This window comes from Streptococcus infantis (genome assembly GCF_047463175.1).
GTDB lineage: Bacteria > Bacillota > Bacilli > Lactobacillales > Streptococcaceae > Streptococcus > Streptococcus infantis_AC.
The window spans coordinates 226,729-244,882 of sequence record NZ_JASHEJ010000002.1 but is presented as its reverse complement, the minus strand read 5'-3'; the positions used below and the strand labels follow the sequence as shown (position 1 = coordinate 244,882).

General features: G+C 41.0%; 20 protein-coding genes and 1 pseudogene. 15 read left to right on the top strand and 6 right to left on the bottom strand.

The window, feature by feature from the left end:
* The first annotated feature begins 25 nt into the window (after positions 1-25).
* The gene (locus QM859_RS05015; protein WP_414262329.1) at positions 26-922 is read left to right on the top strand and encodes a TDT family transporter; all 897 of its coding nucleotides are present in this window, start codon (positions 26-28) and stop codon (positions 920-922) included.
* An 85-nt stretch (positions 923-1,007) separates the two neighbouring features.
* On the opposite strand, the gene QM859_RS05010 is transcribed toward QM859_RS05015, so the two are convergent.
* The 5 genes from QM859_RS05010 to QM859_RS04990 form a co-directional block, all read right to left on the bottom strand.
* The gene (locus tag QM859_RS05010; protein WP_049494196.1) at positions 1,008-1,547 is read right to left on the bottom strand and encodes a DUF3278 domain-containing protein; all 540 of its coding nucleotides are present in this window, start codon (positions 1,545-1,547) and stop codon (positions 1,008-1,010) included.
* Positions 1,548-1,573: 26 nt separating this feature from the next.
* Entirely contained in the window at positions 1,574-1,900 is a 327-nt protein-coding gene (locus QM859_RS05005; RefSeq protein WP_049494195.1) for a hypothetical protein, read from the bottom strand.
* A 10-nt stretch (positions 1,901-1,910) separates the two neighbouring features.
* Positions 1,911-2,453 (bottom strand): DUF3278 domain-containing protein, encoded by a 543-nt coding sequence (locus QM859_RS05000; RefSeq protein WP_049494194.1) that lies wholly within the window; start codon positions 2,451-2,453, stop codon positions 1,911-1,913.
* Between the two features lie 15 nt (positions 2,454-2,468).
* Positions 2,469-2,663, bottom strand: a complete 195-nt coding sequence (locus QM859_RS04995; protein ID WP_036757040.1) for a helix-turn-helix transcriptional regulator — start codon at positions 2,661-2,663, stop codon at positions 2,469-2,471.
* A gap of 121 nt (positions 2,664-2,784) precedes the next feature.
* Positions 2,785-3,594: an amino acid ABC transporter substrate-binding protein gene (locus tag QM859_RS04990; protein WP_414262328.1), complete on the bottom strand. Its 810-nt coding sequence runs from the start codon at positions 3,592-3,594 to the stop codon at positions 2,785-2,787.
* 232 nt (positions 3,595-3,826) lie between these two features.
* Between QM859_RS04990 and QM859_RS04985 the strand changes: the two genes are divergently transcribed.
* The 5 genes from QM859_RS04985 to brnQ all read left to right on the top strand — a co-directional run bounded on the left by QM859_RS04985 (position 3,827) and on the right by brnQ (position 8,255).
* Positions 3,827-4,432, top strand: a complete 606-nt coding sequence (locus QM859_RS04985) for a nitroreductase family protein (protein ID WP_414262327.1) — start codon at positions 3,827-3,829, stop codon at positions 4,430-4,432.
* Between the two features lie 9 nt (positions 4,433-4,441).
* Entirely contained in the window at positions 4,442-5,842 is a 1,401-nt protein-coding gene (gene pepV / locus QM859_RS04980; RefSeq protein ID WP_414262326.1) for a dipeptidase PepV, read from the top strand.
* A 53-nt stretch (positions 5,843-5,895) separates the two neighbouring features.
* Positions 5,896-6,486, top strand: a complete 591-nt coding sequence (locus tag QM859_RS04975) for a uracil-DNA glycosylase family protein (protein WP_414262325.1) — start codon at positions 5,896-5,898, stop codon at positions 6,484-6,486.
* Positions 6,483-6,764 carry a rhodanese-like domain-containing protein gene (locus QM859_RS04970; protein ID WP_006152169.1) on the top strand — a complete coding sequence of 94 codons (282 nt, stop codon included), beginning with the start codon at positions 6,483-6,485 and terminating at the stop codon, positions 6,762-6,764. The genes QM859_RS04975 and QM859_RS04970 overlap by 4 nt, the downstream gene beginning before the upstream one ends.
* Before the next feature lie 165 nt (positions 6,765-6,929).
* Complete coding sequence (brnQ, locus tag QM859_RS04965) at positions 6,930-8,255, top strand: branched-chain amino acid transport system II carrier protein (protein ID WP_414262324.1); 1,326 nt, start codon at positions 6,930-6,932, stop codon at positions 8,253-8,255.
* A gap of 37 nt (positions 8,256-8,292) precedes the next feature.
* Here the strand turns inward: brnQ and QM859_RS04960 are convergent, their stop codons facing one another.
* On the bottom strand, positions 8,293-8,820 hold the full coding sequence (locus tag QM859_RS04960) for a DUF1307 domain-containing protein (RefSeq protein ID WP_225750645.1): 528 nt from the start codon (positions 8,818-8,820) through the stop codon (positions 8,293-8,295).
* A 132-nt stretch (positions 8,821-8,952) separates the two neighbouring features.
* On the opposite strand from QM859_RS04960, the gene QM859_RS04955 reads away from it, so the two are divergent.
* The 9 genes and pseudogenes from QM859_RS04955 to QM859_RS04915 all read left to right on the top strand — a co-directional run.
* Entirely contained in the window at positions 8,953-9,990 is a 1,038-nt protein-coding gene (locus QM859_RS04955; RefSeq protein WP_414262323.1) for a M42 family metallopeptidase, read from the top strand.
* Between the two features lies 1 nt (position 9,991).
* Positions 9,992-10,453: an HIT family protein gene (locus tag QM859_RS04950; RefSeq protein WP_414262322.1), complete on the top strand. Its 462-nt coding sequence runs from the start codon at positions 9,992-9,994 to the stop codon at positions 10,451-10,453.
* Positions 10,454-10,464: 11 nt separating this feature from the next.
* Complete coding sequence (gene ldcB, locus QM859_RS04945; RefSeq protein WP_414262321.1) at positions 10,465-11,181, top strand: LD-carboxypeptidase LdcB/DacB; 717 nt, start codon at positions 10,465-10,467, stop codon at positions 11,179-11,181.
* A gap of 278 nt (positions 11,182-11,459) precedes the next feature.
* Complete coding sequence (pheS, locus tag QM859_RS04940; RefSeq protein ID WP_414262320.1) at positions 11,460-12,506, top strand: phenylalanine--tRNA ligase subunit alpha; 1,047 nt, start codon at positions 11,460-11,462, stop codon at positions 12,504-12,506.
* Positions 12,506-13,015: a GNAT family N-acetyltransferase gene (locus QM859_RS04935; RefSeq protein WP_036757072.1), complete on the top strand. Its 510-nt coding sequence runs from the start codon at positions 12,506-12,508 to the stop codon at positions 13,013-13,015. The genes pheS and QM859_RS04935 overlap by 1 nt, the downstream gene beginning before the upstream one ends.
* 76 nt (positions 13,016-13,091) lie before the next feature.
* A complete protein-coding gene (gene pheT / locus QM859_RS04930; RefSeq protein WP_414262319.1) occupies positions 13,092-15,497 on the top strand; it encodes a phenylalanine--tRNA ligase subunit beta in 2,406 nt (801 codons plus the stop codon).
* A gap of 196 nt (positions 15,498-15,693) precedes the next feature.
* On the top strand, positions 15,694-16,587 hold the full coding sequence (locus QM859_RS04925) for an ABC transporter ATP-binding protein (RefSeq protein WP_371620459.1): 894 nt from the start codon (positions 15,694-15,696) through the stop codon (positions 16,585-16,587).
* Positions 16,584-17,783: an ABC transporter permease gene (locus tag QM859_RS04920; protein ID WP_414262318.1), complete on the top strand. Its 1,200-nt coding sequence runs from the start codon at positions 16,584-16,586 to the stop codon at positions 17,781-17,783. Before QM859_RS04925 ends, QM859_RS04920 begins: the two co-directional genes overlap by 4 nt.
* Before the next feature lie 122 nt (positions 17,784-17,905).
* Positions 17,906-18,051 (top strand): annotated as a pseudogene (locus tag QM859_RS04915) (aldo/keto reductase); the annotation flags it as partial.
* Positions 18,052-18,154 lie beyond the last annotated feature (103 nt).

The window sequence follows — 18,154 nt, the reverse complement described above, 5'->3', positions numbered from 1 at the left end:
AGTAACGTCATTATTGGAGGTTGGTATGAAAAAACTCCCCTTAGCCTTTTCAGGTTGCTTATTGGGATTGGCTGGAGCAGGAAATCTCATCTTGGATATTTTTCCGCTTTTATCACACGTCTTTAGTTTGTCAGGCTTGATTTTATGGTTTTATTTTTTGGTGAGCCACCTCAATAACTGGCATGAAAGTAAGCAAGAATTAAAGAAAGCCCCTGTTTTGTCAGGAATGGCAACCTTTCCCATGGCAGGGATGATTTTATCAACGTATTTATTACGAATCTTACCCCCGAACATGAGCATTGTTGCACAGATTCTCTGGTGGTTTGCTTTTCTTCTAGATGTTTACCTCATCTTATACTTTACAAAGAACTATGTCTTGGTTAAACAAAGGGCCAGTGCAACACCAACTTGGACAGTTCTTTATGTAGGAATAGCAGTAGCAAGTTTGACCTACCCGGTAGTGGGCATTGTTGGGATTGCCTATGGAGCTTGGGTTTTTGGTTTTATCTTAACCCTTATCCTTTACCCACTAATTTATCAAGATTTGAGGAAAAATCCATTACCGCTGGCTTTGCTGGGGCAAGAAGGAATCTATTGTGCTCCATTTTCTCTCCTTTTGGCAGCATTAGTGAGAGTAGGAGGATACAGTCTTCCTAGTTGGATTTTACTAGTTATGATCCTTGCATCACAGACCTTCTTTTTCTTTGTCCTTAGTCGCTTGCCAAGGATTTTAAAACAAGGTTTCCAACCAGCTTTCTCAGCCCTAACCTTTCCAACCATCATCACAGCAACTTCATTGAAAATGTCCCAAGGCATTCTGCAGTTTCCGGTCCTCAACCTTCTCGTTTGGTTAGAGATTATCATTTGTTTAACAATCCTCATCTACGTATTAGTAGAGTATATACGATATTTAAGGAACTAAAAGAACCCCTAGCACGGAGAAGTGTTAGGGGTTTGTTCTTTCTGTTAGGTTCAAATCTATTATAACCAACAATCCAAGTAGTTTCTTACTTTTCCTTATGTAGTGATAAAAAGCTGTAGACCATAGTCCCAAAGATGGCTCCAATACTAAGACCAAAGACAAGTAAGGGAATCATTATCTCTGTTTGGATGATTTTTTCCAAGAAAGTTGAAAGGGACATCTGTTGAACGAAGAGTTTATGAAAGAGCAACAGAGCAAATAAGCCAATCTCAATACTTATAAATACCAACCAACTACGAACTTTTATTTGGCGTTTGCTGTAGGTTTTGTAGATGATTTCTGATTTGTCATCCTTTTCAAGATGAAGCTCTTGTACGGCTCTTTGAGCTTTTATACTCATGAACAGAATGAGTCCAAAATAGAGGTAGGGCATAAGCGATCGAACAATTTCTATAAAGCGTCCGAACAAAATATAGAACAGGAAGAGAAAGAAGGAAGAGTAAAAGATTTGGACCATGGAACGGGCGCAAGCCTTGTAGATAACCTCTTGACGGCATTCGTCAAAAGGCCCTTGTATATGAAAGAAATTTCGAAGTAAGCGAGTTGTTAAGTCTTCTTTTTGCATGGATAATTTCTCCTAAATGAACGATGTTACTTTGTTGCTTTTACGAATTGATAGAGATAATAAAGATAAGTGGTAGAAGAAAGGCTAGCGATAATTAATAATAAATAATATTTCCAATCGCTTGAAATAACCGTCAGTTGTGGCAAGGATATAATCATAAAGCATAGTGCTAAGTTGAGTATGCGCGTTTTTTGGGAATCTATCTTTAGATAAGTCAGTCCTTTGTTGAGTGCTGGAACAAAGACAAGAACAAGGACTATTTCGTAGATGGGCAAGTTCCCTGAAATGATGATGAAGGCGAGTAGAGAACTGAACAAAAGATGATAGGTAAGTAACGTTACTAGTGATTTCATAAGGTACCTCCTAATCCTCATCCGGATCTTTCTTAGTTTTTGCAATGCGACGGGAGATGAGGAACTGTATGCTTGCTCCGAAGAAGATAGAACCGAGAATGCTTGATACACCATTTCTTATAGTGAGAAGAGAATTAAAATAGTCCGGACTTTCACCTATGAGTATACTGAGAAGAGGAGTTATAAAAAACATCCATAGACCAAAGAACAAACCTGCTTTAAGACCTGGGTAGTGTAGTTGCTTACTTTCTTTCTCACTCAGCATATCTGGTTCAATAGTTGTAATCCCTGTTTTTTGCATTTGATAGGTGAGATAGCTAGCAGCGATGAGGGCAATCACTAAAATCAGAGGAGGATAGACCAGAGCCACTAGTTGAGGAAATTTATAGGCTAGAAGGAGTGGAATAAGATTTCCGAAAATCATCAGATAAAAGAGGATGATAAAGACTTGGTTACCGATACGATCGGCCTCGCGCCGTTTGTATTCGTCAAGGGGCTCAGAAATGCCGTATGTGCGTTTGATCAGTTTTTCAGTAAAGGTTTCTTTTTTCATGAGTTTGCTCCTTTTTTAAAAATCATCCTCCCAAAAGAGACTGTTGAGGTCAGTTTGGAGGCTGCGGGCGAGATTGAGACAGAGTTCCAGGGTTGGATTGTACTTGTCGTTTTCAATCATATTGATGGTTTGTCTCGAGACACCGATATCCTTGGCGAGCTCAAGCTGGGACATGCCCAGTTTCTTGCGGAATTCTTTCACACGATTCATGCTTCCTCCTTTTTAGATTGTGTCACATATATTTGACTATAGTATATTCTTTTGAAAATAAAATGTCAACTATTTTTGACATATTTTTTGCTAGAAAAAAAGATTGGCCTAGCCAATCCTTTTATTTTAATTCTGATGCATCTGGTAGGTAGGAACCACCGAGATAGGTTTTGCTGAGTTTTTCAAGGGTTCCATCTTGGTAGAGTTCTTTGAGGACCTTGTCAAATTGCTCTTTAAATTCTTTTTGGTCACTTGAGAAGATGATGTAGTTGTTTGGATTATCATTGCTTTCCAAGTCGACTACGTTCAAGTCTAAACCTCGGTCTTGGATAATCTTTTGAACAGAGATTTTATCAAAGATTAGGAAATCAAACTCACCATTAGCGAGGTCAGTCAGACGTTTTGCGACATCTTCACCAGAGTATTGGATGGTTGCAGGATTGTCGGAGTGGCTTTGATTCCAGTCTGTAACGACTTTGGCAGTAGAAGTTCCTGTATCATCCTGAGTTGTTTTACCAGCGATGTCTTGGAGAGAAGTAAGAACCTTGTCTTTTCTGCTCACAAGAACCAAAGGATTTTTAGCGATTGGGAGTGAGTAGAGGTATTTGTCGGCTCTCTCTTTGGTGTAGCTTAGGTTATTGGCTGCTGCTTGATAACGGCCGGCATCCACTCCAGGGAAGATACTTTCCCAAGCTGTTTTTTGAAATTCAATCTTGTATTGATCCAGTTTTTCATCTACTGCTTTTAAAACCTCAACATCATATCCAGTCAAATTACCATCTTTTTCAAAATCAAAAGGTGGGATGTCTCCAGCAGTTGCTACGACAATGGTTTTAGGACTAGCAGTGGAACTAGAAGCACTATCCTGTTTGGCTTGTCCACAGGCAACCAACAAGGGACTAATGGCTAATAATAAGAATAATTTTTTCATAAGAGTCTCCTTTGACTTAATGGTATCTAGCTTACCAGACAATCAATCAGATATCCAATATATATTTTTTATGGAAGTGATAGAAAAATATTATAATTTTCAGTTAGAGTTTGTAATCTAAAATTTAAATCAGATAAGAAAAATATAATTTAGGCCACAAATGAAAAATCTCTGCAAGCTCTTTCAGAATGTGGTAAAATGGAAGCAGTAGAAATAGAAAAGGAAATCAATTATGAAATTTCTTGAGTTAAATAAAAAACGTCATGCGACCAAGCATTTTATTGATAAACCTGTTGATCCAAAGGATGTTCGTACAGCTATCGAAATCGCAACCTTGGCACCTAGCGCTCACAACAGTCAGCCTTGGAAGTTTGTTGTGGTTCGTGAGAGAAATGCTGAACTAGCAAAATTGGCTTACGGTTCAAACTTTGAGCAAGTAGCATCTGCACCTGTAACCATTGCCTTGTTTACAGATACAGACTTAGCCAAACGCGCCCGCAAGATTGCTCGTATTGGTGGTGCCAATAATTTCTCAGAAGAGCAACTGCAATACTTCTTGAAAAATCTTCCAGCCGAATTTGCGCGTTACAGCGACCAACAAGTTAGTGACTACTTGGCCCTTAATGCAGGGTTAGTAGCTATGAACTTGGTCCTTGCTTTGACTGACCAAGGAATCGGATCAAACATTATCCTTGGTTTTGACAAATCAAAAGTCAATGAAGTCTTGGAAATCGAAGAACGTTTCCGTCCAGAACTTTTGATCACAGTTGGATACACAGATGAGAAGTTGGAACCAAGCTACCGCTTGCCAGTAGATGAAATTATCGAGAAGAGATAGGAAGAAAAAATGACAGTTATTGATTTTACAGCAGAAGTAGAAAAACGCAAAGAAGACCTCTTGGCTGACTTGTTTAGCCTTTTGGAAATCAACTCAGAACGTGATGATAGTAAGGCAGATGCTGAGCATCCATTTGGACCTGGGCCAGTAAAAGCCTTGGAAAAATTCCTTGAAATTGCAGACCGTGATGGCTACCCAACAAAAAATGTCGACAATTATGCAGGACATTTTGAGTTTGGTGAAGGAGAAGAAGTTCTCGGAATCTTTGCCCACATGGACGTAGTGCCAGCAGGTAGCGGTTGGGACACTGACCCTTACACTCCAACTATCAAAGATGGTCGTCTTTATGCGCGTGGTGCTTCTGACGATAAGGGTCCTACTACAGCATGTTACTATGGTTTGAAAATCATCAAAGAATTGGGTCTTCCAACTTCTAAGAAAGTTCGTTTCATCGTGGGAACAGACGAAGAATCAGGTTGGGCAGATATGGACTACTACTTTGAGCATGTAGAACTTGCAAAACCAGACTTTGGCTTCTCTCCAGATGCTGAATTCCCTATCATCAATGGTGAAAAAGGGAACATCACAGAATACCTCCACTTTGCTGGTGAAAATACTGGTGCAGCTCGTCTTCACAGCTTCACAGGTGGCTTGCGTGAAAACATGGTTCCTGAATCAGCAACAGCAGTCGTTTCAGGTGACTTAGCTGACTTGCAAGGGAAACTAGATGCCTTCGTTGCAGAGCATAAACTCAGAGGAGACATCCAAGAAGAGAACGGTCAGTACAAGGTGACTGTAATTGGTAAATCAGCCCATGGTGCCATGCCTGCTTCGGGTGTCAATGGTGCAACTTATCTTGCCCTCTTCCTAAGCCAATTTGCTTTTGAAGGACCTGCAAAAGACTATCTTGACATTGCTGGTAAGATTCTTTTGAACGACCACGAAGGCAAGAACTTGAAAGTAGCTCATGTGGATGAAAAGATGGGTGCCCTTTCTATGAATGCGGGTGTTTTCCGCTTCGACGAATCAAGTGCTGACAATACTATTGCCCTCAACTTCCGTTATCCAAAAGGAACAAGCCCAGAGCAAATCAAGTCAGTTCTTGAAACCTTGCCTGTTGCTTCAGTTAGCCTTTCTGAGCATGGTCACACTCCTCACTATGTGCCAATGGAAGATCCACTCGTTCAAACCTTGTTGAATGTTTATGAAAAACAAACAGGTCTTAAAGGTCACGAACAAGTTATCGGTGGTGGAACATTTGGACGTCTCTTAGAGCGTGGTGTAGCCTACGGTGCTATGTTCCCAGATTCTATCGACACTATGCACCAAGCCAACGAATTTATCGCCTTGGATGATCTTTTCCGCGCAGCAGCCATCTACGCTGAAGCTATCTATGAATTGATCAAATAATGCTATAGAAGTCTGAGATTTTATGCTTAGACTTCTTTTTGGAGGGAGAGTAGATGTCTCAAATCGAAAGAATCAAACAAGCCATCATGGCTGATCCACAAAATCAACACTATACTGAGCGAGGAATCGAACCTCTCTTTGCTGCTCCAAAAACTGCTCGTATCAATATCATTGGGCAGGCACCTGGTCTCAAAACCCAAGAAGCAGGACTTTACTGGAAGGATAAAAGTGGCGACCGCTTGCGAGACTGGTTGGGTGTGGATGAGGATACTTTTTATAATTCAGGTTATTTTGCAGTCATGCCTATGGATTTCTATTTTCCAGGGCATGGAAAATCCGGTGACTTACCGCCTAGACCTGGATTTGCAGAAAAGTGGCACCCTAAACTTTTGAAAGAATTACCAGATATTCAATTGACGCTCTTGATTGGGCAGTATGCCCAGTCCTACTATCTGCATGAGAAAGTCAGTGGCAAGGTAACAGACCGTGTGCATCGCTTTAAGGATTATTTGCCAGATTATTTCCCACTGGTACACCCGTCACCTCGGAACCAAATCTGGATGAAAAAAAATCCTTGGTTTGAAGCAGATGTTTTGCCTGACTTGAAAGAAAGAATTCAAAAAATTCTCGGAGAAGAAAAATGAAAGAAATTACTTTTAATGATTTTTACCAACTATACCAGAAAGAGTCGCTTTCTGTATTAGATGTGAGAGAAGTAGAGGAATTTGAGACTCTTCATTTAGAAGGTGCTCGTAATTTACCTCTCAGCCAATTAGCTGATACTTATAAACAACTAGATAAGGATAATCTTTACTATGTGATTTGTAAATCAGGAATGCGTTCAGCACGCGCTTGTCAATTTTTAGCAGAACAAGGATATGAGGTTATCAATGTCCAAGGTGGCATGGATGCCTTAGAATAAGAAAAAACTCCCTTTAAGACCGAAAATAAGAAAGGTTTTAAAGGGAGTTTATTTACTCTAAAAATCAGAAAATTGAAAACATTTTAAAATTATTTCGAGATAGCCTTTTCAAGCCTTTAATCATGTTATACTAAGAAAGTATTTTATTTTTTATAAGGAGAGTTTATGGCTAAAAAAGGTGCTTTAACGGGATTACTCCTGTTTGGAATATTTTTTGGTGCGGGTAATTTGATTTTCCCCCCTACCCTAGGTGCTCAATCTGGGGAACACTTTCTCCCTGCCATTGCAGGATTTGTACTTTCAGGTGTCGGACTTGCCGTCTTGACCTTGATCATCGGGACCTTAAATCCTAAGGGATATATCTATGAGATTTCTACAAAGATTTCCCCTTGGTTTGCAACGCTTTATCTAGCAGTTTTGTACTTGTCGATTGGTCCATTCTTTGCCATTCCACGTACTGCAACAACTTCTTATGCAGTAGGGATTAGTCCCCTCTTGGCAGATGCTGACAAAGGTCTAGGCTTGATTGTCTTTACCCTTATCTACTTTGTTGCAGCATTCTTAATCGCGCTTAATCCTTCAAAGATTTTGGATCGTATCGGTCGTGTTTTGACACCAGTTTTTGCCCTCTTAATTATCATCTTGGTAATCCTTGGAGCCCTCAAATATGGTGGAAATGCTCCACAAGCAGCTACAGCAGCTTATCAAGCTTCAGCATTTGGAGCAGGATTCCTTGAAGGCTATAATACTCTAGATGCTCTCGCATCTGTTGCCTTTAGTGTAATTGCGGTTGAAACCTTGAAACAACTTGGATTTTCGAGTAAAAAAGAGTACATCTCAACCATTTGGGTAGTCGGAATTGTCGTAGCGCTTGGCTTTAGTGCTCTATACATTGGCCTAGGTTTCCTTGGAAATCACTTCCCAATGACAGAAGAAGCGATGAAGGGTGGAACTCCAGGGGTTTATATCTTGTCACAAGCGACCCAAGAAATCTTTGGTTCAACAGCTCAATTATTCCTAGCAGCCATGGTAACAGTAACTTGCTTCACAACGACTGTAGGTTTGATTGTTTCAACTGCTGAATTCTTTAACGGACGTTTCCCACAACTTAGCTATAAGGTTTATGCGACTGTCTTTACCTTGATTGGTTTTGCAATTGCCAACCTCGGTCTTGATGCAATCATCAAATATTCTATCCCTGTCCTAGTTATCTTGTATCCAATTACCATTGTGATTGTTATGATTGTGATTGTGAACAAGTTTATACCACTTTCAAAACCAGGTATGCAATTGACAATGGGTCTTGTTACAGCTATTGCCGTAGCTAGTGTCTTGGGAAGTTCATTTGAAGTGACCTTCCTTGCCAATATTGTGAATGCTCTACCATTTGCTAAGGCTTCATTGCCATGGTTAGTACCAGCGATTATTGGGATTTTACTTTCCCTTGTTCTTCCAAATAAGCAAAAGAGTGAAGCTTTTGAGATGGAATAAAAAAATCTTGGCTTATGCCAAGGTTTTTTTATTACTCTTAGTTCGTTTTTTCCTTATAACCAAGGTCTGTTAACATTTTCTTAGAGGCTTTAAAGCTAACGTTTTTCCCTACACCTGAGTATTCTTCTGGTAAAGCTTTTCTAAGTTCGTCAATGCTTGCAACTGAAAGGTCAATCTCAAGATCTTGTACGACTTTACCATCTTTAATCTCGACAGATAAAGTTACCCCCTTGAGACCCTTATATCCTTTGTAGGTTTCTTCGACAAAATTTTTTAAATCATCTGCAGTATTGTTTAGGACTTCGGGGTCAGCGACATTGTGAGCAGTTTGTTTCACAACGTTATCACCGTCAACTGTATAGGTCAATGTTGACTGGACACCAGGCTGAGAATCGTTTACAAAAGTTACAGTTTTTAACTCTGATTTCTTTTCAGTTGTTTCAGCCTCAGTGGTTTTTACCTCAGTTGATGAAGAGTTAGAAGTTGTTGATGACTGTTTTGAACATCCCAACAAGAATGCCAGCGGTAGAGCTAAGAGAAGCGTCATTTTGAAAAATTTATTCATATTTTTTCCTTTCTTCTTAAGAACTGCTTTTATTATACCATAAAATACTTTTATATTCAAATTATCCTAGTTTTCTATTTTCACACATACTAAGATGTAAAAAATGATATAATGGTAGCAAGAGGTGAAGAAATGAATCAAACTGTAGAATATATCAAAGAACTAACTGCTATCGCGTCGCCAACAGGTTTTACCCGTGAAATTACCAATTATTTGGTCGAGACTCTTGAAAAACTAGGTTATCAACCTGTCCGTACTGCTAAAGGTGGTGTTAACGTTACAATCAAAGGTAAAAATGACGAACAACATCGCTATGTAACTGCCCATGTAGATACTTTGGGAGCTATCGTTCGTGCTATTAAACCAGACGGTCGCCTCAAAATGGACCGTATTGGAGGCTATCCTTGGAATATGATTGAAGGTGAAAACTGTACGGTCCATGTGGCTAGTACAGGAAAAACAGTTTCAGGTACGATTTTGATCCACCAGACTTCTTGTCATGTATACAAGGATGCGGGGACAGCTGAACGTACGCAGGACAATATGGAAGTACGTTTGGACGAAAAAGTAACCAATGATAAGGAAACACGCACACTCGGTATCGAAGTTGGAGATTTTATCAGCTTTGACCCTCGAACAATCGTAACTGATACAGGCTTTATCAAGTCTCGTCATTTGGATGACAAGGTGAGTGCAGCTATTCTCCTCAATCTCCTTAAAGTCTATAAAGAAGAAGGGATTGAGCTTCCAGTTACTACTCATTTTGCCTTTTCAGTCTTTGAAGAAGTGGGGCATGGGGCTAACTCAAGTATCCCAAGTCAAGTTGTTGAATATCTAGCGGTAGATATGGGAGCAATGGGAGATGACCAGCAGACGGATGAGTACACAGTGTCAATCTGTGTCAAAGATGCTTCTGGACCTTACCACTATGAATTCCGTCAACATCTGGTTGCCTTGGCAAAAGAGCAGGACGTTCCATTTAAACTAGATATCTATCCATTTTACGGTTCGGATGCATCTGCAGCCATGTCAGCTGGAGCAGAAGTCAAACACGCTCTTCTAGGATCGGGTATCGAGTCTAGTCACTCTTACGAGCGAACTCATATTGATTCTGTTCTTGCTACCGAGCGTATGGTGGACGCTTATCTCAAGAGTGAGTTGGAGGACTGATATGTGTTTGATTTGTGATCGAATTGAATTGATTAAGGCAGGGGAAAATCCCTACTTTGTAAAAGAACTGGAAACAGGCTATGTTGTCATTGGAGACCACCAGTATTTTGAAGGCTATACTTTATTCCTAGCAAAAGAACATGTGACAGAATTACATCATCTACATCCAACTGTCAAACTCCGCTTTTTAGAGGAAATGAGCCTGGTTCAGGAAGCTGTCTCTAAAGCCTTTTCTGCTGAAAAGATGAATGTAGAGTTGTTAGGAAATGGAGATGCCCATGCTCACTGGCATATTTTCCCGAGACGAGAGGGTGATATGAAGGGACACGGTCTTAATGATCGTGGTCCAGTTTGGTGGGTCCCATGGGAAGAAATGGTTGCTGAGGAATATCACGTTAAAGATTGGAGACTGGAAAACTTGATTGCGACATTATCAGAAACTTTAAACCAGATAGTAAAATGAAAGGATTAAAGATGAAGAAAAGATATCTTGTATTATCAGGATTATTAGCCTTGACATTAGCGGCTTGCTCACAAGAAAAGCCAGTAACTTCAGAAACTCAGACTTCAACGGAAGAAAAAACTGTCCAAGAAGGAACTGCGGGAAGTAAGTCTCAGGCAGCTAGTCAAAAGAAAGCAGAAGTAGTAGACAAAGGAGATCACTACAGCATTCAAGGCAAGTACGATGAGATTGTTGTCGCTAATAAGCATTATCCTATGTCAAAAGACTATAATCCAGGGGAAAATCCTACCGCTAAAGCAGAACTGTTGAAACTCATTGCAGCTATGCAACAAGCAGGATTCCCGATTAGCGACAACTATAGTGGTTTTAGAAGTTATGAAACTCAAACTCAGCTTTATCAAAACTATGTAGATAAAGATGGCAAGGCTGAGGCTGACCGTTATTCTGCAAGACCTGGTTACAGTGAACACCAAACTGGCCTTGCCTTTGACCTAATTGGAACAAATGGAGATTTAGTGACTGAAGAAAAGGCTGCCCAATGGCTATTGGACCATGCTGCAGACTATGGTTTTGTCGTTCGCTATCTCAAAGGTAAGGAAAAAGAAACAGGCTATATGGCTGAAGAATGGCACCTTCGCTACGTCGGAAAAGAAGCCAAGGAAATCGCTGCAAGTGGTCTCAGCTTGGAAGAGTATTACGGTTTCGAGGGTGGAGACTATGTTGATTAGTCGCAAAATATCTTGCAAGAATGCTTGAAATTTGATAAAATGAATAATAATTAAATAGGAATCTGCAAGACTAGTATCTCAGGGGAAGTATATCAGGGAGGAGAGCCGTGACTGAAAGCTCTCTATATGAAAGCTGGGTGAATTCACTTGCCTATGGATTCGGAAATAAAGGTCTGACTTGTCAGATAAAAACGGATGGTACCGCGTGTCAACGCTCCGAGTGTGGAGTTTTTGGCATGTGGTTTTCTTTTTATCTACGAGAGACTGATGGAGGAATTATGTCAACTATTGAAGAACAATTAAAAGCGCTTCGTGAAGAAACGCTAGCTAGCCTGAAGCAGATTACTGCTGAAAATAAAAAAGAAATGCAAGAATTGCGCGTCTCTGTCCTTGGTAAAAAAGGTTCTCTTACTGAAATTCTTAAAGGGATGAAAGATGTTTCAGCTGAAATGCGCCCTGTTATCGGAAAACACGTTAATGAAGCACGTGATGTTTTGACAGCTGCCTTTGAAGAAACAGCTAAGCTCTTGGAAGAAAAGAAAGTGGAAGCACAACTTGCCAGCGAGAGCATCGATGTGACGCTTCCAGGTCGCCCAGTTGCGACTGGTCACCGTCACATCCTCACACAAACTAGTGAGGAAATTGAAGACATCTTCATCGGGATGGGTTACCAAGTAGTGGATGGTTTTGAAGTAGAACAAGACTACTATAACTTTGAACGTATGAACCTTCCAAAGGATCACCCAGCTCGTGATATGCAGGACACTTTCTATATCACAGAAGAAATCTTGCTCCGTACTCACACGTCTCCAGTTCAGGCGCGTGCGATGGATGCCCATGATTTTTCTAAAGGCCCTTTGAAGATGATCTCACCAGGACGTGTATTCCGTCGTGATACAGACGATGCAACCCACAGTCACCAGTTCCACCAGATCGAAGGTTTGGTTGTTGGGAAAAACATCTCTATGGCGGATCTACAAGGAACCCTCCAGTTAATTGTACAAAAAATGTTTGGTGAAGAGCGTCAAATCCGTTTACGCCCATCTTATTTCCCATTCACTGAGCCATCTGTTGAGGTGGATGTTTCGTGCTTCAAGTGTGGAGGAGCCGGCTGTAACGTCTGTAAGAAAACTGGTTGGATCGAGATTATGGGTGCCGGTATGGTTCACCCACGTGTCCTTGAGATGAGTGGTATCGATGCAACTGTATACTCTGGTTTTGCCTTTGGTCTTGGACAAGAACGTGTAGCTATGCTTCGTTACGGAATCAACGATATCCGTGGATTCTACCAAGGAGATGTCCGCTTCTCAGAACAGTTTAAATAATGATTAGAAAAGTGGAAATAGCAGATGTTGAGGTGTTGGCAAAAATTGCCAAACAAACCTTTCGTGAAACATTTGCTCATGATAATACGGAAGAGCAGTTACAGGAATACTTTGAAGAGGCTTATAATCTGAGAGTTTTGTCAACTGAGTTGGAAGATCCTGACTCCGAAACCTATTTCATTATGCATGAAGAGGAGATAGCTGGTTTTCTCAAAGTCAACTGGGGAAATGCTCAAACCGAGAGAGAATTAGAGAACGCTTTTGAAATTCAACGCCTCTACGTGCTACAAACATATCAAGGATTTGGACTTGGTAAGCAACTATTTGAATTCGCTCTGGAACATGCCGAAAAAAATGGTTTTTCCTGGGCTTGGCTAGGTGTTTGGGAGCATAATACAAAAGCTCAAGTATTTTATTATCGATATGGTTTTGAAAAATTTAGCCAACATCGTTTTATGGTTGGGCAAAAGGTAGATACGGATTGGTTACTGAAAAAGAAATTAAGGTAAGAAGATGATTCTTCTAATGAAATGATAGGAAAGGAAAAAAACTAGAGTGACAACTGTCATTCTGGAGAACTAAATTATGCTTGTATCTTATAAATGGTTAAAAGAATTGGTGGACATTGATGTACCATCACAAGAGTTGGCTGAAAAAATGTCAACCACAGGGATCGAAGTAGAAGGTGTGGAATCACCTGCTGCTGGTCTCTCAAAAATTGTCGTCGGTGAGGTCTTGTCTTGCGAAGATGTGCCCGAAACTCACCTTCATGTTTGTCAGGTTAACGTTGGCGAAGAAGAAGCCCGTCAAATCGTCTGTGGTGCACCGAATGTGCGTGCTGGTATCAAGGTTATGGTGGCTCTTCCAGGAGCTCGCATCGCTGACAACTACAAGATTAAAAAAGGGAAAATCCGTGGCTTAGAGTCACTCGGGATGATCTGTTCACTTGGTGAATTAGGGATTTCTGACTCTGTTGTACCGAAAGAATTTGCAGATGGCATCCAAATCTTGCCAGATGATGCAGTTCCAGGTGAGGAAGTCTTTTCTTACCTAGACTTGGATGATGAAATCATCGAGCTTTCCATCACTCCAAACCGTGCAGACGCTCTCTCTATGCGTGGGGTAGCTTACGAAGTAGCAGCTATCTATGACAAGGCAGTCAATTTTAAAGAATTTACTTTAACAGAAACAGACCAAGCTGCAGCAGATGCTCTTTCAGTCAACATTGACACAGACAAGGCTCCTTATTATGCAGCTCGTATCTTGGACAATGTGACTATCGCACCTAGTCCACAATGGTTGCAAAACCTCCTCATGAACGAAGGCATCCGTCCGATTAACAATGTCGTCGACGTGACCAACTATATCCTGCTTTACTTTGGTCAGCCTATGCATGCCTTTGACTTGGATACCTTTGAAGGAAATGACATCTGTGTGCGTGAAGCACGTGCTGGTGAGAAATTAGTGACCTTGGATGGGGAAGAGCGTGAGTTGGAAACAACTGATTTAGTCATTACTGTTGCTGACAAACCAGTTGCCCTTGCAGGCGTCATGGGTGGACAAGCTACAGAAATCTCTGAAAAGTCTACTCGTGTCGTCCTTGAAGCTGCTGTCTTCAATGGCAAATCTATCCGTAAGACAAGTAGTCGTCTCAACCTTCGTTCTGAATCATCTTCTCGCTTTGAAAAAGGCATCAATGTGGCAACGGTTAATGAAGCCCTTGATGCAGCAGCAAGTATGATTGCTGAATTGGCTGGTGCGACAGTGCGTAAAGGCATTGTTTCAGCAGGACGATTGGACACTTCTGATGTAGAAGTTTCTTCAACCCTTGCAGACGTTAACCGTGTCCTTGGTACGGAGCTTTCCTACGCGGATGTAGAGGATGTCTTCCGTCGTCTAGGATTTGGCCTTTCTGGAAATGCAGAAGCCTTCACAGTTAGCGTTCCACGTCGCCGTTGGGATATCACTATCGAAGCGGACCTCTTTGAAGAAATCGCTCGGATTTATGGTTACGATCGCTTGCCAACTAGCCTTCCAAAAGATGATGGGACAGCCGGTGAATTAACAGCTACACAAAAGCTTCGTCGTCAAGTTCGTACCATTGCAGAAGGTGCTGGATTGACAGAAATCATCACCTACGCTCTGACAACTCCTGAAAAAGCCGTTGAATTTACGACTGCACCAAGTAACTTAACGGAGCTCATGTGGCCAATGACTGTGGACCGTTCTGTTCTCCGTCAAAATATGGTTTCAGGTATTTTGGATACCGTAGCTTATAACGTAGCGCGTAAGAACAAAGACTTGGCTCTTTATGAGGTTGGAAAAGTCTTTGAACAAACAGGTAATCCAAAAGAAGACTTGCCAAACGAAATCAACAGCTTTGCTTTTGCATTGACTGGTTTAGTCGCTGAAAAAGACTTCCAAACAGCAGCGGTTCCAGTTGATTTCTTCTATGCTAAGGGAATTCTGGAAGCTCTATTTGCTCGCTTGGGTCTTGAAGCGAGCTATACAGCAACGCAAGAGATCAAGAGTCTTCACCCAGGACGCACAGCCTTGATCTCACTCGGTGATCAAGTAGTCGGTTTCCTCGGTCAAGTGCACCCTGTGACGGCTAAGGCTTACGATATTCCAGAAACTTATGTAGCGGAGCTTAACCTTTCAGCTATTGAGGCAGCCCTTCAACCAGCAGCAGCCTTTGTGGAAATTACTAAATTCCCAGCAGTCAGCCGTGATATCGCCCTTCTCCTCAAAGCAGAAGTGACTCACCAAGATGTGGTAGACGCCATCCAAGCTGCAGGCGTGAAACGTTTGACAGACATCAAACTCTTTGACGTCTTCTCAGGTGAAAAACTAGGACTTGGCATGAAGTCTATGGCCTACAGTTTGACCTTCCAAAATCCAGAAGATAGCTTGACTGACGAAGAAGTCGCACGCTACATGGAAAAAATCCAAGCATCGCTTGAAGAAAAAGTGAATGCAGAAGTGCGTTAACAGTCTAAAATCCATCCTGAGGGATGGATTTTTTTGTCTTTGTAAATGCCGAATATTGGAAAGAAAAATGAAGTTGTATTTTATTCGTTTTGATATAAAAAATACCTAGTAAATTCTACTAATAAAAATGTACATAAATCCTTGTAATAACTAAAAAAAGGAGTATAATGAGGGTAAGATTAGTAGGAGGTGGATTATGTTAGAAGTCCGCAATCTTGAAAAAAGTTTTGGTCCCAAACAAGTCTTGTTTGGCGTTGATTTTCAAGCTCAGCCTGGAAGAATTTTAGGTCTAGTTGGAAAAAATGGAGCTGGGAAAACAACCATTTTCCACAGTATTTTGAAATTTTTAGATTATCAGGGAGAAATTCAGTTTGATGGCCAGGAAATTCGTCAGGAAACCTATGCTCAGATTGGCTATCTACCCGAAGAACGTAGTCTCATGCCTAAGTTGACAGTTCTAGAGCAGGTTCGTTACCTAGCGATGTTAAAAGGAATGGATGCAAAAGAAGTCAAAGAAAAACTCCCTCAATGGATGGAGAAACTGGAAGTTAAGGGGAAATTGACAGACAAGATTAAGAGTCTCTCAAAAGGGAATCAACAGAAGATTCAGCTGATTATTACTTTAATGCATGAACCAGATCTGATCATTCTAGATGAACCTTTTAGTGGTCTGGATCCAGTCAATACCGAATTGCTCAAGCAGGTTATCCTCAAAGAAAAAGAACGTGGTGCAACCATTATCTTTTCAGACCACGTCATGACCAATGTCGAAGAGCTATGTGATGATATCCTTATGATTCGTGATGGGCGTGTCGTCTTGCATGGACCAGTCCAAGATGTTCGTAATCAATACGGCAAAACGCGACTCTTTGTTGCAAGTGAAAGGAGCCAGGAAGACTTGGAAAAACTCCCACATGTCACACATGCTAGCTTGACCAAGCAGGGGATTTGGAAGCTCATCCTAGATGATGAAAATGCTGGACAGGAGCTTTTTGCTATCTTGACTCAAGGACACTATATCGCGACCTTTGACCAACAAGCTCCGACAATTGATGAAATCTTTAAACTAGAATCAGGGGTGGAAGTATGAGAAATATGTTGGTTGTAATCAAAGAAACTTATCTACGTCATGTCAAATCCTGGAGTTTCTTCTTTATGGTAATCTCGCCTTTTCTCTTTATCGGCTTGTCTGGCGGAATTGGCTATCTCCAAGGTTCCTCTCTGGCTCAGAATAATAAGGTGGCAGTAGTTAGTTCGGTGCCTGCTGTAACAGAGAGTCTTAAATCGACCAATGGCATTAATTTTAACTATAAGGATGAAGCAAGCGCCCAAGAAGCTGTCAAGGATGAAAAAATCAAGGGCTATCTAACGATTGATCAAGAAGGTAGTGTTCTCAAGGCAGTCTATCACGGTGAAACTTCACTTGAAAGTGGTATAAAGTTAGCCGTGACAACTAGGTTGAATGAGCTCCAATACCAACTCAATCGTTCGGAGGCACATTTATCTCAGGAACAGGAACAGCACTTGGCACAAACGATTCAATTCTCAGAGCAGATTGATGAATCTAAGGAAAGTAAAAAGATGGTCCAAACCTTTGCGGCGGCAGGACTAGGCTTCTTCCTCTATATGATCTTGATTACTTATGCCAGTGTCACTGCTCAAGAGGTAGCCAGTGAAAAAGGGACAAAAATTATGGAAGTGGTCTTCTCAAGTATTCGTGCTAGCCACTACTTTTACGCGCGCATGATTGCCTTACTTCTTGTCATTTTGACTCATATTGGTATTTATGTTGTAGGCGGACTTGGAGCTATTTTATTCTTTAAGGATATGCCTTTCTTGGCTAATTCAGGTATTCTAAGTCATTTGGGAGAAGCTTTTTCTCTGAACACCTTATTGTTTGTCTTGGTTAGTCTTTTCATGTACGTTGTCTTGGCTGCCTTCTTAGGTTCTATGGTTTCTCGACCTGAAGACTCTGGTAAGGCCTTATCTCCGTTGATGATTTTGATAATAGCTGGTTTTGTTGGCGTTACTGCCCTAGGCGCTGCAGGAGACAATCTGATTTTGAAAATTGGATCCTATATTCCCTTTATTTCTACTTTCTTTATGCCTTTTAGAGCCATTAATGGTTATGCAAATAGCATCGAGGCTTGGATTTCTCTTGCGATAACAGTTGTATTCGCCGTGACTGCAACAGCCTTTATCGGACGTATGTATGCTAGCCTAGTCCTCCAAACGGATGATTTAGGCATCTGGAAAACCTTTAAACGTGCATTGAGCTATCACTAAAAGAGACACCTTCAGTGAATACTGGAGGTGTTTTTGCTTTGCGAATTCATTGCTGTCTGGTCTTCTTTACTTTATAATGAAAGAAGAATGAAAATGAGCGTTTATTAATCATTGCCCTTGGGATGATGCTGATCAGCCAGATGAGTGAAGATGAGGTGGAGGCGGCCTTTGCGATTGGCATCAACACCTTTGACCTAGCGGATATCTATGGCTTGAGGTCCTTCTGGGTAAAGTTTTTAAGCGCCGTTCGAATCTTCGGGATCAGATTTAGTAGACCAGACTTCGCTTGTATCAGTGAGATGGTTTTTTTACTTTACATATTTTTCTTGACAAGTCTTTTTTGTTATGGTATTCTTTTGTGTAACAAGTGT